This window comes from Immundisolibacter sp. (genome assembly GCF_041625615.1).
Lineage (GTDB): Bacteria > Pseudomonadota > Gammaproteobacteria > Immundisolibacterales > Immundisolibacteraceae > Immundisolibacter.
In genome coordinates, this window is the sequence record NZ_JBFJTF010000047.1 from 1 (window position 1) to 15252 (window position 15252).

General features: G+C 69.2%; 17 protein-coding genes and 1 pseudogene. 6 read left to right on the top strand and 12 right to left on the bottom strand.

All coding sequences use genetic code 11. The features are described from left to right. A pseudogene (locus ABYX71_RS05440) lies at positions 1-371 on the bottom strand (HAD family hydrolase); the annotation flags it as partial. Between the two features lie 92 nt (positions 372-463). On the opposite strand from ABYX71_RS05440, the gene ABYX71_RS05445 reads away from it, so the two are divergent. Next, complete coding sequence (locus ABYX71_RS05445) at positions 464-1036, top strand: peroxidase-related enzyme (RefSeq protein ID WP_372695491.1); 573 nt, start codon at positions 464-466, stop codon at positions 1034-1036. A gap of 5 nt (positions 1037-1041) precedes the next feature. Then, positions 1042-2010, top strand: coding sequence for a quinone oxidoreductase (locus tag ABYX71_RS05450; RefSeq protein WP_372695507.1), 969 nt, complete (start codon positions 1042-1044; stop codon positions 2008-2010). A gap of 168 nt (positions 2011-2178) precedes the next feature. On the opposite strand, the gene ABYX71_RS05455 is transcribed toward ABYX71_RS05450, so the two are convergent. The 4 genes from ABYX71_RS05455 to ABYX71_RS05470 form a co-directional block, all read right to left on the bottom strand. After that, positions 2179-3198: a sulfotransferase domain-containing protein gene (locus ABYX71_RS05455; protein ID WP_372695492.1), complete on the bottom strand. Its 1020-nt coding sequence runs from the start codon at positions 3196-3198 to the stop codon at positions 2179-2181. A 145-nt stretch (positions 3199-3343) separates the two neighbouring features. Next, entirely contained in the window at positions 3344-4480 is a 1137-nt protein-coding gene (locus tag ABYX71_RS05460) for a flavodoxin-dependent (E)-4-hydroxy-3-methylbut-2-enyl-diphosphate synthase (protein WP_372695493.1), read from the bottom strand. Positions 4481-4484: 4 nt separating this feature from the next. Next, positions 4485-5264 (bottom strand): slipin family protein, encoded by a 780-nt coding sequence (locus ABYX71_RS05465; RefSeq protein WP_372695494.1) that lies wholly within the window; start codon positions 5262-5264, stop codon positions 4485-4487. Further along, positions 5261-6646, bottom strand: coding sequence for a nodulation protein NfeD (locus ABYX71_RS05470; RefSeq protein WP_372695495.1), 1386 nt, complete (start codon positions 6644-6646; stop codon positions 5261-5263). The genes ABYX71_RS05465 and ABYX71_RS05470 overlap by 4 nt, the downstream gene beginning before the upstream one ends. A 199-nt stretch (positions 6647-6845) precedes the next feature. Between ABYX71_RS05470 and ABYX71_RS05475 the strand changes: the two genes are divergently transcribed. Further along, positions 6846-7463: an HAD-IA family hydrolase gene (locus ABYX71_RS05475; RefSeq protein WP_372695496.1), complete on the top strand. Its 618-nt coding sequence runs from the start codon at positions 6846-6848 to the stop codon at positions 7461-7463. On the opposite strand, the gene ABYX71_RS05480 is transcribed toward ABYX71_RS05475, so the two are convergent. Continuing rightward, entirely contained in the window at positions 7388-8050 is a 663-nt protein-coding gene (locus ABYX71_RS05480; protein ID WP_372695497.1) for a pseudouridine synthase, read from the bottom strand. The genes ABYX71_RS05475 and ABYX71_RS05480 overlap by 76 nt on opposite strands. On the opposite strand from ABYX71_RS05480, the gene ABYX71_RS05485 reads away from it, so the two are divergent. Together ABYX71_RS05485 and ABYX71_RS05490 are read left to right on the top strand one after the other, a co-directional pair. Next, entirely contained in the window at positions 8042-9454 is a 1413-nt protein-coding gene (locus ABYX71_RS05485; protein ID WP_372695498.1) for a DUF4139 domain-containing protein, read from the top strand. The two genes, ABYX71_RS05480 and ABYX71_RS05485, sit on opposite strands and share 9 nt — an antisense overlap. Positions 9455-9507: 53 nt before the next feature. Continuing rightward, positions 9508-10137, top strand: a complete 630-nt coding sequence (locus ABYX71_RS05490; RefSeq protein WP_372695499.1) for a hypothetical protein — start codon at positions 9508-9510, stop codon at positions 10135-10137. A gap of 172 nt (positions 10138-10309) precedes the next feature. Here ABYX71_RS05490 and ABYX71_RS05495 read toward each other — a convergent pair whose 3' ends face one another. Genes ABYX71_RS05495 through ABYX71_RS05510 form a run of 4 tightly spaced genes read right to left on the bottom strand, consistent with a single transcriptional unit; the run spans position 10310 to position 12994 of the window. Further along, positions 10310-10789, bottom strand: a complete 480-nt coding sequence (locus ABYX71_RS05495) for a GNAT family N-acetyltransferase (RefSeq protein WP_372695500.1) — start codon at positions 10787-10789, stop codon at positions 10310-10312. Between the two features lie 28 nt (positions 10790-10817). Then, positions 10818-11204: a VanZ family protein gene (locus tag ABYX71_RS05500; protein ID WP_372695501.1), complete on the bottom strand. Its 387-nt coding sequence runs from the start codon at positions 11202-11204 to the stop codon at positions 10818-10820. Between the two features lie 50 nt (positions 11205-11254). After that, on the bottom strand, positions 11255-11599 hold the full coding sequence (locus ABYX71_RS05505) for a histidine triad nucleotide-binding protein (RefSeq protein ID WP_372695502.1): 345 nt from the start codon (positions 11597-11599) through the stop codon (positions 11255-11257). A gap of 21 nt (positions 11600-11620) precedes the next feature. Then, entirely contained in the window at positions 11621-12994 is a 1374-nt protein-coding gene (locus ABYX71_RS05510) for a Rieske 2Fe-2S domain-containing protein (RefSeq protein ID WP_372695503.1), read from the bottom strand. Between the two features lie 155 nt (positions 12995-13149). Here ABYX71_RS05510 and ABYX71_RS05515 point away from each other — a divergent pair, with 155 nt between their 5' ends. Beyond that, a complete protein-coding gene (locus tag ABYX71_RS05515; RefSeq protein WP_372695504.1) occupies positions 13150-13947 on the top strand; it encodes a ZIP family metal transporter in 798 nt (265 codons plus the stop codon). 16 nt (positions 13948-13963) lie between these two features. Here ABYX71_RS05515 and ftsX read toward each other — a convergent pair whose 3' ends face one another. Continuing rightward, positions 13964-14878 (bottom strand): permease-like cell division protein FtsX, encoded by a 915-nt coding sequence (ftsX, locus tag ABYX71_RS05520; RefSeq protein ID WP_372695505.1) that lies wholly within the window; start codon positions 14876-14878, stop codon positions 13964-13966. A 7-nt stretch (positions 14879-14885) separates the two neighbouring features. After that, the coding region (locus ABYX71_RS05525; RefSeq protein ID WP_372695506.1) for a cell division ATP-binding protein FtsE at positions 14886-15252 on the bottom strand (367 nt) is incomplete at its 5' end.

Genomic DNA, 15252 nt, shown 5'->3' on the forward strand with positions numbered 1-15252 from the left:
AGCGGCACGCGCGCGGCCAGGGCTGTCAACACCGGCAGCGCGTCGGCGAACAGCTCGACCTCGTTGCGTGCCTGCCACATCACCGCAAACGCCTGCTCGGCTACCTCGCGGCCATAGCCGCAGGTCTGCGCCGCCAGCGTGAGCGACTCGATGCGCAGCGCGGCCAGGTCGTGCGCCAGTTCCGGTCGCTGGTGGGTCACCTGTTCGCGCAGTGCACGCAGGTCATCCGGCGAGTAGCGCTCGCCCAGACGTGGATAATGCTCGGCCAGCCAGTCGTGCATGCGCAGCTCGGCGCGGGCGATGACCGGGTCGATGGCCCACAGCGTGTCGTCGAGGTCGAACGTGATGGCCCGGATGGAAAAGGCGCGCATGGCAGTTGATGAAAGGGTGAGGGCACCGACAAGATGGTGCCGAGCCGGGTGGTAATCAAGTCGGCATCCGCCGGCGGTGCAGGAGGAATCCCATGTCTGACGAGAAATTGATGGCGCTCGATATTGCCGAGCCGCCCACGCTGGCGCCTTCGGTGACGGCAGCCTATGCCGCGGCCAAGGAGCGGCTGGGCTTCGTGCCCAACGTGCTGCGCGGGTATGCCCACGCGCCGGAGCGGCTGGCCAACTTTACCGCCATGCGCGATGGCCTGATGGCCAGCGACTCGGGCCTGAGCAAGGCCGAGCGGGAGATGATCGCCGTGGTGGTGTCGTCACTGAACCGTTGCCACTACTGCCTGACCAGCCACGGCGCCACGCTGCGCAAGCTGACCGGCGACGTGCCGCTGGCCGACACCGTGGCCATGAACTTTCGCGCCGCGCCGCTGAGCGAGCGTCAGCGCGCCATGCTGGAGTTTGCCGAGCGCCTGACGCAGGCGCCGGAAAGCATCGACGAAACCGAGCGCGACCTGCTGCGTGAGCAGGGCTTCAGCGAGCGCGACATCTGGGACATCGCCGAAGTGACCGCGTTCTTCAACATGACCAACCGTCTGGCAGTGGCGACCGGCATGGAGCCGAACGTCGAGTACTACGACCTGAACCGCCGATGAGCACCATGCGCGCCATAGAAATCACCGCCACCGGCGGTCCCGAAGTCATGCGCCCGGTCGAGCGCCCGCGGCCCGAGCCGGGCCCGGGTCAGGTGCGCGTCAAGAACGCCGCCTGCGGCGTCAACTTCATCGACATCTACCACCGTACCGGTTTCTACCCGCTGCCGTTGCCGTTCGTGCCGGGGCTGGAGGGCGCAGGCGTGGTGGATGCCGTGGGGCAGGGCGCCACGCGCTTCAGGCCCGGTGATCGCGTGGCCTATCCCAACAGCCTGGGTGCCTACGCCGAGTACACCTGCCTGGCGCAGGACCGCGTGGTGCCGGTGCCGGACGGGCTGGACCTGGACATCGCCGCCGCCGCGATGCTGCAGGGGCTGACCGCGCACGCACTCACGCACAGCGTGTATGCCATCCAGCCCGGTGACACGGTGCTGATCCACGCCGCCGCCGGCGGGGCCGGACAGATGCTGGTGCAGATGGCCAAGGTGTGTGGCGCGCGGGTGATCGCCACCGTCTCCACCGAAGCCAAGGCCGACGTGGCGCGTGCGCGTGGGGCCGACGAGGTGATCCTGTACTCGCAGGAGGATTTCGTGGCCGTGACACAGCGCCTGACCGGCGGCGCCGGCGTGCACGCGGTGTACGACTCGGTCGGCGCCAGCACGTTCCTGAAGGGCTTCGACGTGCTGCGCCGGCGCGGCACCATGGTGCTGTTCGGCCAGTCGAGCGGGCCGGTGGAGCCGATCAGCCCGCTGCTGCTGCTGCAGAAGGGTTCGCTGTTCCTGACCCGGCCGACCCTGTTCGACTACATCGCCGAAGCCGATGAACTGGCCGCGCGGGCACACGACCTGCTTGGCTGGCTGGCCGCCGGGCGCATCAGCCTGCACATCGACCGCCGGTTGCCGCTCGCCGACGCGGCGCAGGCACACGAGCTGCTGGCCAGCCGCGCCACCAGTGGCAAGCTGCTGCTGATGCCTTAGGGAAACGGTGCTGAAACATCCCGTCCACGGAATGTTTCAGCTCGCTGCCCGGCATCACTCAGGGGCTCGAGCCCCTGAGTGATGCCGGGGCATCCTGCCCCCGGCGGACACCGCTGAATACATCAGCGTTTCCCTGCCCGGCCGCGCCCGGCATGTGTGCAGGCGCGCTCAGCCGAAGTAGCGGTCGTAGGGGAAATCGCTGCCCAGTCTGGCCAGGCCGTCCCTGGCCCAGGCGTCGATGTGTGCCTGCTGGGCGGGCGACAGCATCTCCCCGGAGTTGCCCCGGCGACCGCTGCGGATCATCTGCCCGCCGGGGCGGGCGAACGGCGACACCTCGCCCGGGTAGAACTTGTGGTCGATGGCCTTCATGTGCTCGAACGCGCACAGTTCGCGCACGCGTTCGACCTCGGCTTCCGTGAGACTCACGCCCAGCAGGTCCGCCACCCGGCGGACGGTGCCGGTGGGGTCGTCCTGCAGGTCGTTGTAGGTGAGGAACAGCACGTTCGGGCGCTGCCGCCAGGCCCAGTAGCCGGCGGTGAACTCGTACCAGGGGTGGAATACCGCCTCCTCGGACGTGCAGTGGCGTACCCAGGTGTCGACCGACGGAATCAGGCTGCCGAGCAGCATGGAGCCGAAGAAGTGGTAGCCGGACACGATCACTTCCTTCGGGTCGCGCACCACGCAGATGTACTTGGCCTTGTCGTTGTAGGGCACGAACTGGGCGCGGGCGTGGGTCTTGATGACGCGCAGCCCTGATTTCGAGCGCAGCCGCGGGCGCGGGTCGTCGAGCCAGACGGTGGTTTCCTGGTCCGGACAGTCCACCCACGGCACCACGTCCAGGATGTCCTCGAACTGGCCCTCGCCGTGCTCGGCGACCTGGTAGGCGGTGTGCATGGCCCAGTTGGTGCCGCTCTTGAAGTACGAGCACACGAACACGTCGTGCCCGGTCGGCGTGTAGCCGGTAAAGGCCTTGTCGATGGCGGTGTCGAACATGCCGACCATCGGCTTGAAAAAGCGCCGGAACAGCGGGTACTCGAAGCCCAGTGCCCGCGACAGGTCGAACACCCGCCGCAGCAGCCAGGTGACCGGCCGCATGCGCCCGCGCAGGCGCGCCATCTTGGCCAGGGTGCGGCGCCGACGCTCGGCGACGTCGGCGAACTCATAGCCGGTGGGGGGAGTGTTGGACATGCGCGCGATCCTCCTTTTCAGCGTGTTGTTTTACGAAGCCGTGCTGAACGGCGTGGCGCGGCAGGCAGCGACGGCAACGGCCGCCCTGGACGTGCCGAGAAAGGCGTGTCCGCGGGGTGGTGGACGAGGTGGCCGGTCTCAGGCGTCAGGCGGCGCGTTCGGCGATCAGCGCGTCCAGTTCCGCCTTCAGGCGCGGCAGGATCTCGTCGTAGCCGAAGGCGCCCAGCAGTTCGCCGCGGCGCTTGAAGTTGACCTGTTTGGGGCCGCACCACAGGCCAAGATCGGCGTCGTCGGTCTCGCCGGGCCCGTTCACCCGGCAGCCCATGACGGCGATGGTCAGGTGGTGGTCCTTGGCGTACGCGGTCAGTTCGCGCACCTGTTCGGCGAGGTCCACGAAGGCCTCGTTCTGTACCCGCGAGCAGCTGGGGCAGGAGATGATGTTCAGCCCCTGCCCGAAGTCGACCACCGAGCGCACGCGCCCGGCAGCGATGTCGGCCAGGATCTGCTGCCCGGCGGCCACTTCCTCCGCCTTGCGGGCGTTGGGCAGGGTCAGCGACACGCGGATGGTGTCGCCGATGCCGGCGCCGACGAGCTGTTCGAAGGCGATGCGTGTCTTGATGATGCCGTCCGGCGGCAGGCCGGCCTCGGTCACGCCCAGATGCAGCGGCACGTCCGGGCGCTGCGCGGCGAAGCGCCTGTTCAGCTCGACGACCTTGGCCGGGTCGGAGTCCTTCAGCGACACGCAATAACGGGTGAAGCCGAGGCTGTCCAGCAGTTCGCAGTGCTCGAAGGCGCCGACCAGCATGGGCGAGATGGAATCCTCCGGCGCGAACTGCGCGGCGCGCTCCGGGTCCAGCGAGCCGGCATTCACCCCCACGCGCACGGCGCAGTCGTGCCGCGCCGCGATGTCGGCCAGGTACCGCACCTTGTCCTGCCAGGGCTTGTGCTTTTCGTGGTGGTACAGGTGGCCCGGGTTGTAGCGGATCTTGTCCACGTGCGGCGCCACGCGCTCGGCCATGCGGTAGTTTTCCTGCAGGTCTACCGACAGGTTGGCGGCGGTCTGCGCGCGGATGGCGGCCAGGGCCTCGGCGTCCTTCGGTGTGTCGACGGCGATGCGCACCACGCCTGCGCCGGCACCGGCCAGGTCGTTGGCCTGTGCCACGGTGGCGGCGACGTCCTGCGTCTTGGTGGCGCACATGCTCTGCACGGCGATGGGATTGCCGGCGCCGATGGTGATGCGGCCGATGCGGACCGCGCGGGTGGGGTTGCGGGTGATGGGCATGGGGTTATGGCGTGGGGGGAGGCTGGGGGGTGTCGGGGGGCGTGGTCCGCTGCAGCAGCGGGGTGATCAGGTCCAGCGGCAGCGGGAACACGACGGTGGTGTTCTTTTCCTGGCCGATGTCGGACAGCGTCTGCAGGTAACGCAGCTGCATGGCGCGCGGATCGGCGGACAGCGCACGGGCGGCATCCACCAGGCGTCGGGAGGCCTCGTACTCGCCGTCGGCGTGGATCACCTTGGCACGCCGGCTGCGCTCGGCCTCGGCCTGGCGGGCGATGGCGCGGATCATCGACTCGTCCAGATCGACGTGCTTGATCTCGACATTGCTGACCTTGATGCCCCAGGCGTCGGTCTGCTGGTCGAGGATTTCCTGGATGTCGGCGTTTAGCTTGTCGCGCGCGGCCAGCAGGTCGTCCAGTTCGTGGCGGCCGAGCACCGAGCGCAGCGTGGTCTGCGCCAGCTGGCTGGTGGCCTCGTAGAAGTTTTCGACCTGGATGATGGCCCGCTCCGGGTCCACCACCCGGAAATACACCACCGCGTTGACCTTGACCGAGACATTGTCGCGCGAGATGACGTCCTGGGTCGGCACGTCCATCACCACGGTGCGCAGGTCCACTTTCACGGCCTGCTGGATGACCGGGATGATGATCACCAGGCCGGGTCCCTTGACGGTGTAATAACGGCCAAGCATGAACACCACGCCGCGTTCGTACTCCCGAAAGACACGGATGGCACTGGCCAGGATGGCCAGCACCATGGCGCCCAGGACCAAAAGATAGGTGTTCATGGCGTTTCCTCCGTGACAGACACGCCCGGTTCGACCGGTTCGACGATCACCACCAGCCCGCGCCGCTCGCGCACGCGCACCGGCTGGTTGGCACGCAGCGGCACGGCACAGTGCGCTGCCCAGCGCTCGCCATGCAGCCAGACATGGCCCTCGCCGGTGAAGTCCTCGGCGGCCGTGGCGGTGGCCTGCATCAGCGCCTCGCCGCCGCTGACCACGCGGCCGCGGCGGGCCCGCCACAGTGCGCCGAGTACAAAGGTGAACAATAACAGGCTGCTGGCGGCCACCGCGCCGATCAGCGTCAGCGGAATGCCGAAGCCGGGCGCCTCAGTGTCGATCAGGATAATCGAGCCGATCACCAGTGCCACCGTGCCACCGATGCCCAGTGCCCCGAACGAGGGCGCGAAGACCTCCGCCAGCATCAGGCCGACGCCGAGCAGGATCAGGCCCAGGCCGGCATAGTTGACCGGCAGCATCTGCAGCCCGTAGAGCGCCAGCAACAGCGCGATGGCGCCGGCCACACCCGGGACCACGCCGCCGGGGCTGGCGAATTCGAAGAACAGCCCATAGATGCCGATCAGCAGCAGGATGTAGGTGACGCTGGGGTTGGTCAGCACCGCCAGCAGGCGGGTGCGCCAGTCGGGCTCGAAGTCCTGCAGCACGGCGCCGGCGGTGGCCAGCGTTACCGGGCCGGTGGTCAGCTCCACGGTACGGCCATCGAGTTGTTCGAGCAGCTCCGCGTCACTGGCGGCCAGCAGGTCGATGACGTTTTGTTCCAGCGCCTGCTGGGCGCTCAGGCTGGCCGCCTCGCGTACCGCCTGCTCGGCCCAGTCGGCGTTGCGCCCGCGCAGTTCGGCCAGGCTGCGGATGTAGGCCACCGCGTCGTTGACCAGCTTGCTGCGCATGGCGTCCGGCGTCGACGGCGGCTGGTCCTGCTCCGGGTCCGGATCGGCGTCGCTGTTGCCCGGTGCCGGACGCCGGCCGGGCAGGGGCAGCCCGCCGCCGATCTGCACCGGCGTGGCGGCGCCAAGGTTGGTTCCCGGTGCCATGGCGGCGATGTGCGCCGCATACAGCATGTAGGTACCGGCCGAGGCGGCGCGGGCGCCGCTGGGCGCCACGTACAGCGCCACCGGCAGCGGGGCGCCGATGATGGCCTTGATGATGTCGCGCATGGCGCCGTCGAGGCCACCCGGTGTGTCCAGGCGAACCAGCAGCAGTTGTGCCTGCTGCGCCGCGGCGGCGTCCAGGGCCTGCTGCATGTGGCTGGCCGTGGCCGGGCCGATGGGGCCGCTGATCTGTGTCCGCACTACGCCGTCGGCCTGCGCCAGGCCGGCGATGAAAAGCAGCATCAGGGCCAGTAGCCCCGGCCACGGGCGGTACCTCATGACGTCTCCGTGTGTGGCACGGGTGGCCGGCTATACTGCCGGCCGTCGTGGTGTTCGCTTCAGCCATGCTATATCGCTTTGCGGGTGACGGTGTCCGCTCGCGCGTTCGGGGCGCCAGGTGGCGCGTCATGGCCACCGCGACCTCAGGCGCGTCCGGCATGCCGGATCGACCTCGATACGTTTGCTCGGGACGGTGGTTGTGCGGGCGGTGATCTTCGATTTCGACGGTGTGGTTGCCGAGCGCGGTTTTCGCGCGGCGCTGCGGGCCCTGGCCGGTCGCCGGGCGCTCGACTACCCGCCGTTGCCGGGGCTGGCGATGCAGGCCCTGGTCGACAGCGGGTATGTCACCGGTCGCGGCAGCGAGCAGGCCTGGTGGCAGTTGCTGCAGGAGCGGCTCGGGCCGCTGGGCGAGTGTGGGCAGTTCCGGGGCGAGTTGCTGGCCGCCTCGCGGGTGCGGCCCTGGCAGCTCGCGCTGGCCGCCCGACTGGCCACGGCCGGTCATGTCACCGCGGTGCTGTCCGACCATACCGACTGGCTGGATGAAATCGAGCATGCGCAGCCGTTCGCCCACGCCTTCGGGCGGGTGTTCAACAGCTACTACCTGGGCGCCTGCAAGCGCGAGACGGCGGCTTTCACGGCGGTGCTGGAGGCGCTCGACGTGGCGCCGGCGCAGGCCGTGTTCATCGACGACAACCCGGACAACGTGGCGCGTGCCACGGCGCTCGGCATTACCGGCATCGTCTACCGTGAGCGGGAGGCCTTCGTCGCCGATCTGGAGCGTGCCCTGGGCGGTACGCCGGCCGGCCGGGTGGCATGATCCAGCGCGGTCAGCTCGCCCGTGTCGGCGGGCCGCCAGGCGCCCGGGGCCAGATGATCCAGCCGCAGCGGGCCGATGCCGACACGGATCAGGCGCAGCGTGGGGTGGCCGACGGCAGCGGTCATGCGTCGCACCTGGCGGTTGCGGCCTTCGGTGATGACCAGCTCCAGCCAGGCGGTGGGAATGTGGCGGCGTTCGCGGATGGGCGGCTGGCGCGGCCACAGCCACGGTGGTGGCGGGATGCAGCGTGCCTGTGCCGGGCGGGTGAGGCCGTCCTTGAGCTGCACGCCGTGGCGCAGCGCGCCGAGCGCGGTCCCGTCCGGCTCGCCTTCCACCTGCGCCAGGTAGGTCTTGGGCAGCTTGAAGGCGGGGTCGGCGATGCGCTGTTGCAGGCGGCCGTCGCCGGTCAGCAGCAACAAGCCCTCGGAGTCGCGGTCCAAGCGTCCGGCCGGGTACAGCCCGGGCAAGGGTAGAAGCTGTGCCAGCGTCGGGCGCCCGGCCGCATCCGTGAACTGGCACAGCACGTCGTAGGGTTTGTTCAGCAGCACCAGCCGCGGGCTGGGCGAGGAGGGTGATGCATGCGACATGGTGTCTGGCTGTTGGCCTTGCTGGTCGGGGTGGCGCAGGCGGCGCCGCTGCGCAGCACCCTGGAAGACCAGGCGGCGCTGGCGGTGACCGTGTACAACGGTGATCTGGCCCTGGTGAAGGATACCCGCCGGCTGGCGCTGCCGGCCGGCGAGCAGACGCTGGAACTGCGTGACGTGAGCGCGCAGATCCGCCCGGAAACGGCCCTGCTGCGGGTGGCCGACGGCAAGCCCATCCGGCTGCTCGAACAGAACTTCGATTTCGACCTGCTGACACCGGCCAAGCTGCTGGAAAAATATGTCGGCCGCGAGGTGCGCGTGCTGCGTACGCATCCCACCACCGGCGCCGACAGCGTGGAAACCGCCACCGTGCTCGCCGCCGGCGAGGGTGTGGTGCTGAAGATCGGTGACCGCATCGAGACCGGCGTGCCCGGCCGGCTGGTGTTCGATGCCGTGCCGGACAACCTGCGTGACCGTCCCACGCTGGCGGTGACGCTGGACAGTGCCGGTGCCGGGCGGCGCGCACTGGAGCTGTCGTACCTGACCGGTGGGCTCACCTGGCAGGCGGACTATGTGGCGGAGCTTGACGACGATGAACGGAGTCTTGCGCTGTCCGGCTGGGTGACGCTGACCAACCGCAGCGGCACCGCCTACCGCGATGCGCGCCTGCAGCTGGTCGCCGGTGACGTGCACCGGGTGCAGCCGGCGCTGCACCGTGAACTGATGATGGCGCAGGCGACGGCCAAGGCCGACGCCGGTGGCATGCAGCAGGAGGCGCTGCTGGACTATCACCTGTACACGCTCGGTCGCCCCACCACACTGGCCGACCAGCAGACCAAGCAGGTGGCCCTGCTGAACGCCCCCGGCGTGCGGGTACAAAAGGAGTATCGGCTGGCCGGCACCGGGTATTACTACACCCGGCAGGCCGGCGAGATCGGCCGGTCGCTGAAGGTGGCGGTGCTGCTGAAGCTGCGCAACGCCAAGGCGGACGGCCTCGGTCTGCCGCTGCCGGCCGGGGTGGTGCGCGTGTACCAGCGCGATTCGGCCGGCGGCACGCAGTTCGTCGGCGAGGACCGCATCGACCACACGCCCGAGAACGAATCGGCGGAACTGACCCTGGGCCAGGCCTTCGATGTCACGGCTCGCAAGACGCAGACCGACTTTCGCGTTCTGTCCACTGGAAAGGACGAGCGCCGGCAGTATGAGAGCGCCTACCGGATCGAGATCAAGAACGCCAAGAAGGCCGCGGTCACGGTCACCGTGCTGGAGCCGATTGCCGGCGACTGGCGGATGATCGACAGCTCGCTGGCGCACGAGAAGGTGGCCGCACACACCGCGCGCTGGCGCGTGACGGTGCCGGCCGGCGGCAGTCAAACGCTCACGTACCGGGTGCGGGTGCGCCCGTGATGTCGTTACCCCGCGTCCGCGCACGCGGTTTTCTACCCAGAGGTGGCTTGTTCATGTTGCACCGAGTGTTGTTTCTCGCCGCGGCCTTGCTGGCGGCGCCGGCGTTTGCGGATGTCATCGCGGTTTACGCCATGGCCGGCGGTGACCGGCTGCAGGTCGAGTACCGCGACGGCGCCAATTTTCGGGTCGGCATGGACGCCGGGAATTACCAGTTGATGCTGGACGGGCGTCTGTACGCGGTCGCCCAGGGTCAGGTCATCGACATCGAGAAGGTGACGCGTCAGATCCGCGCGGTCGGTGCCGACACCTTCCTGGCCGGGCTGCTGGGCAATGCCACCTCGGACGTGCCGACCGACGTGTCGATGCGCCCGCTCGGTCGCCGGGAAACCGTGGCCGGCCATGACGGCGAGGTGTACGAGGCGGTGGCGCGCACGTCCAACGGCGAACAGCGCGCCGAGCTGGTGGTCAGCGACGATCCGCAGCTGAAGGCGGTGCAGGACGCCCTGCTCAAGGTGGCCAGGGACACGGTCTCGGCGGTCGGCGCCGATGCCAGCGTGTATGCACGGCCGTTGCGACAGGTCGAGCAGCAGGGCCTGGGCGGCGTGCTGCGCTACGGCGAGGAGCTGCGTCTGGTATCGCTGGAGCAGGGGCCGATCGCGCCGGGGCGCATCGCCCTGCCATAGCGGCCGGGTGGCTCGGCGTTTGTGAAGACAGGCCCGTGCGGCGCGTTTCCTGCGTCGCACGTGCGGTCCGGCACCGGTCCGGATGTGTTCGCGCGAATCAGGCCGGGGCGTGCCCGATGCGTGTCCGGCCGTGCCTGGTCGGCCCGCGGGCTTGCGGCATCCGCACCCTCTGTCAGGCGCGCGCGGCGTCGACGCGCAGGTCGCGCAGGAGGCGCACGGCGGCCGTGCCGTCGGCGTAATACGCCGGCAGGCGGCCGCGTTCGCGGTAGCCGTGGGTGAAACAGAACGCCCGCCCGGCACCGTTGCTGGCCTCGAGCTTCAATTGCACGGTGAACAGGCCGGCGGTGCTGGCGGTGCTCTCCAGCCACTGCAGCAGTGCGCTGCCGACGCCAAGGCGCCGGTAGTCGGGGTGTACCGCCAGCAGGCCGATCTGCGCTGCGTCGGTGAGCAGGTCGAGCACGGCCACGCCGGCCAGGTGGCGACCGGCCACGGCCAGCACCACGGTGCTGTTCTGGCTGCGGATACGGCGGGCCAGGCGCGCCGCGTCCCAGCGGGCGTGTTGATGCGCCGGCATGGCCAGGCGTACCACGTGGGCGCCGGCCGGTGCGTGGATGGTGCGGGCCGGCAACAGACGCAGGGGGGTTCCGGACATGGGCAGCGTGTAGGCAGGTGTTCGCGGATCAGCGCCGCGTCTTCGGGGCGACTGGCAGGCAGCGCATCAGGCAAACCCCCACGATGGCACCGACCGTGTCGCGCAGCAAATCGGACGCATCGGCATGGCGCCCGGGCGTGAAGCTCTGGTGCCATTCGTCCAGAGCGCCGAAGCCGGCGCACAGCGCCACGATCAACACGCTGGTACGCCATTCCCGCCAGCGCGGCAGTGCCAGGCACCACGCCGCCGCGACCAGTGCGTACACGGGCACGTGCAGCAGATTCTGCAGCGCGTCCGGGACATTCCACAGCAGGTCATCCGGGGCGGTCTTCGGTTGACTCGACACGACGAACACCGCGGCCATGATCGCCAGCGCGGCGGAGCACGCCAGCCGGCGGCGCAGCGTGGGGGTCATCGGTCAGCCCCGGTCGGTCGATGGCTCGCGTGGTGGCCGGTAGCGGACGGTCAGCCGGGCGGCCAGTGCATGGCCCGCCCGGCCAGCACATGCAGGTGCAGGTGGTAGACGGTCTGGCCGGCCAGGCGGTTGCAGTTCATCACCGTGCGGTAGCCGTCTTCGGCGAAGCCGTTGGCCTGCGCCAGCGTGCGCGCGGCCAGGTACATGCGGCCGACGATCTCGGCGTCCTGCGGGGTCAGGTCGTTCACGGTGGCGATGTGCTGGCGCGGGATGACCAGCGCATGAAACGGCGCCTGCGGATTGATATCGCGGATCGCCATCACGTGCTCATCGCTGTGCAGGATGTCCGGCGTGATGTCGCCGGACACCATCTTGCAGAACAGGCAGTCGCTCATTGGTCCGACTCCTTGGCTGGCCTACGCGCCGGCGGCCTGGCGCAGCGGCTCCTTGCCCTGCTCGCGGCCAAGGCCCTCCTGCATCAGGCGCATCCATTCCCGGTACTGGCCGTGGTAGAGGGTCTCGTCGGTGGCGTCGCGGCCGCTGCTGCTGGGGTGGATGTGCAGGTCCTTGGCCAGCGCATCCGGACCCCGGACGATGTGCTCCAGGCCGCGGTCGTAACCCTGCTGCCACTCGACGATGCGCGCGGCGTAGCCATCCTGGCAGGCCTCGAAGATGGCCAGGTCATCCGGCGTGGCCATGCCCGTGGCGTTGAAGAAATCCTCGTACTGGCGGATGCGCCGCTCGCGCATGGCCGCCGACTCGCCCTTGGCGGCGATGCAGTAGATCTTGACCTCGGTGAGGTCGTGCGAGATCGGGCGGAACACGCGGATCTGCGACGACGCCTGCTCCATCAGCTGCACGTTGGGGTAGATGAGCAGGTTGCGCTGGCGCTTGAGCATCCAGTCGGCCATGGCTCCGCCGACGCGCTGCTCCACTTCGTCCTTCGCCTCCCACAGCGGGCGATTCTGCGGCATGGGGAAGTCGATCCAGATCAGCGCGTGGCCGCGCTGCAGGTCGTAGCAGCCACTCTTGAAGCCCTTCATCATGGATTCGTCGTAGGCCACCTTGACCTTGTCGTCCTTGCCGGCGGCCGAGGCCTTCATGCGCCGGGCGATGACGCCGACGTAGTTGGCGTGGATGGTGGTGAAGTGGTAGCCGTCGATGCCGTTCTCGGCCTGCATCTTCCAGTTGCCGCGGTACTGGTAGGTGGAGTAGCCCTTCAGTACCTCGGCGCCCTGTGCGGACATGGCGTCGATCATGTCGACGAACGGCTTGGCGTCGGCCAGGTGATCCTCCAGGGACGGCACGTCCGGGTTCAGGCTGCCGAACACGAAGCCCTTGTAGCTGGCCAGGCGTGCGATGTGCTTGAGGTTGTGGTCCTGCTGCTCGAACACCGGCGGGTAGGCGCCGCTGGCGTGGTCCTTGATTTCCACGTTGCGCCCGGCCGAGTCATACACCCAGCCGTGATAGGGGCAGGTCAGGAACTTGCTGTTGCTCTTGGCGGTGCGGCACAGCGTGGCGCCGCGGTGGGCGCAGGCGTTGACGAAGCAGTGCAGCTGGCCGTCGCCGTCGCGGCTGACGATGACCGGCTGGCGCCCGATGTGGGTGGTGAAGTGGTCGTGCGGGTTGGCGACCTGGCTTTCGTGACACAGGTAGATCCAGGTGCCCTCGAAGATGTGCTTCATCTCGAGTTCGAACAGTTCTTCGTCGGTGAACAGCCGGCGGTTGACCTCGAACAGGCCGTCCTGGGGACGGTCGATGAGCAAGCTGTCGAGTTCGGTGGGGGTCATGGGTTTCGCCTCCTGCTGTGGCTCACTGGCCGCCTTAAGGGATAGCCCTGAATTGTGCCATGACCGCCCGGTCAGGGCCGATTGGGACCCCCTCGCCGTTAACCGCTTTCGCACGGCGCTAGAATTGCCGACCTTTTTTTGCCCCAGGATCACCAATGACCTTGCTGTGGATCGTGCTGTTCACGTTGCTGGGCGGGGCTGCCAGCGCCGGATTCGCCGGCGCCCTGCTGCTGATGCCGGGCGGGTTGCGTGAGCGGCTGTTGCCGTCGCTGGTCAGCTACGCCGTCGGTGCCATGCTGGCGGCGGCCTTCCTCGGCCTGCTGCCGGAGGCCTTCAGCCATCCCGGCGCCACGCCGCCGCAGATCACCGGCATGCTGCTGGCCGGGATCCTGCTGTTCTTCGTGCTGGAGAAATTCGTGCTGTGGCGCCATTGTCACGCCGACGCGTGCGCTGCCCATGGCAGTCGCGCGACGCTGACCACGGCCCGCCCCTGGCGCGCTGCGGGCACGCTGGTGCTGATCGGCGACAGCGTGCACAACCTGATCGACGGCGTGCTGATCGCGGCGGCGTTCCTGACCGATACCCACCTGGGCGTGGTGACGGCGCTGGCCATCGTGGCGCACGAGATCCCACAGGAGATCGGTGACGTGGCGGTGCTGGTGCACAGTGGCTATTCGCGCCGCAAGGCGATGGTCTACAACCTGCTCACCAACCTGCCGACACTGGTTGGCGGGGTGGTGGCCTATTTCGCCCTGGGCGCGGCGCAGGAGGTGCTGCCGTTCGTTCTGACATTGGCCGCCGCGAGCTTCGTCTACATCGCCGTGGCCGACCTGATCCCGGATTTGCACCGGCGCCCGGAGCCGGCGGCCACGGTTGCCCAGGTGGCGCTGATCGGCGCCGGTATTCTCACCATCGTTGTCAGCCACGTTGTCCTGGAGCACTGGCTGCACTAACGACGGACGGAAGCGATCAGGTGGGTTCGATCTCGCGCAGGTGACGGCCCACCGCCATCGCCGCCCCGGCAAGGCCCAGCAGGCAGCCGAGCGCCAGCACGGCAAGGTTGCCCAGGAACCCCGGCGTGGCCAATTGCAGGCCGGAGCCGTACAGGCCGGCCAGGGTGCGCACCGGGCCGGCCAGGAAGCCGTTGACCGCCAGCAGCAGCAACACCGCCACCAGTCCGCCGGCGCAGCCCTGCAGCAGACCCCAGTACAGGAACGGCCGGCGGATGAAAGCGTCGGTGCCGCCGATGAGCTTGGTGATCTCGATCTCCGCGCGGCGGTTGTAGATGGCCAGGCGAATGGTGTTGCCGGTCACCAGCACCACGCCGGCGCCGAGCAGGCCGGCCACCGCCCACGCGGCGCGTCGGCCGAGCTCCAGCAGGGCATTGAGGCGCCGCAGCCAGTCCAGGTCGGCCTGCACGTCTTCCACCTGCGGCAGGGCCGCCAGGCGCTGCGACAGGTCCCGCACCGCGGCCTCGTCGGCCGGCCCGGCGGGTGTCAGGACCAGTGCCGCCGGCAGCGGATTGTCGTCCAGCAGCGCCAGTGCCTCGCCCAGGCCGGAGCTGCGCTCGAACTCGGCCAGCGCCTGGGCGCGATCGATCAGCGTCAGCTCGGCCTGACCGGCCAGCTCGCCGCGCAGGCGTCGGGCCAGGTCGCGCGCGGCGTCGTCGTCGACTTCCAGCTTCAGATAGGCCGTCAGGCGGGCGTCACCGTCCCAGCCGGCGGTGGCCTGGCGCAGGGTGGTCAGGCCCAGCAGCAGGCTCACCGGCAGTGCCAGGCTGACGCCGATCACCAGCGCCGTCAGCAGCGTGTTGACGCGCTGGCGATACAGCTGGCCGAGGCTGCCGAACAGCGCCTGCAGGTGACGTTCGAGGTAGTGCGGCACGGCAGGCTCAGGCGTCGGCGACCAGGCTGCCGGCGTGCAGGGTCAGGGTGCGGGCGTCCATTTCCTCGATCAGCGCGTGGTCGTGGCTGGCGATCAGCACCGCCACGCCGACGCGATTGAAGTCCCGGAACAGGTTCATGATTTCGCGCGACAGGTCGGGGTCGAGGTTGCCGGTCGGTTCGTCGGCCAGCAGCAGGGGTGGGCGCGCCACCAGGGCGCGGGCGATACCGACACGCTGCTGTTCGCCACCGGACAGTGCCAGCGGCAGGCTGCGTTCCTTGCCCAGCAGGCCCACCTTGTCCAGCGCGGCGCGCACCCGGCGGCCGATTTCCGGGCCGCGGTGGCCGGCCACCACCAGCGGCAGGGCGACGTTG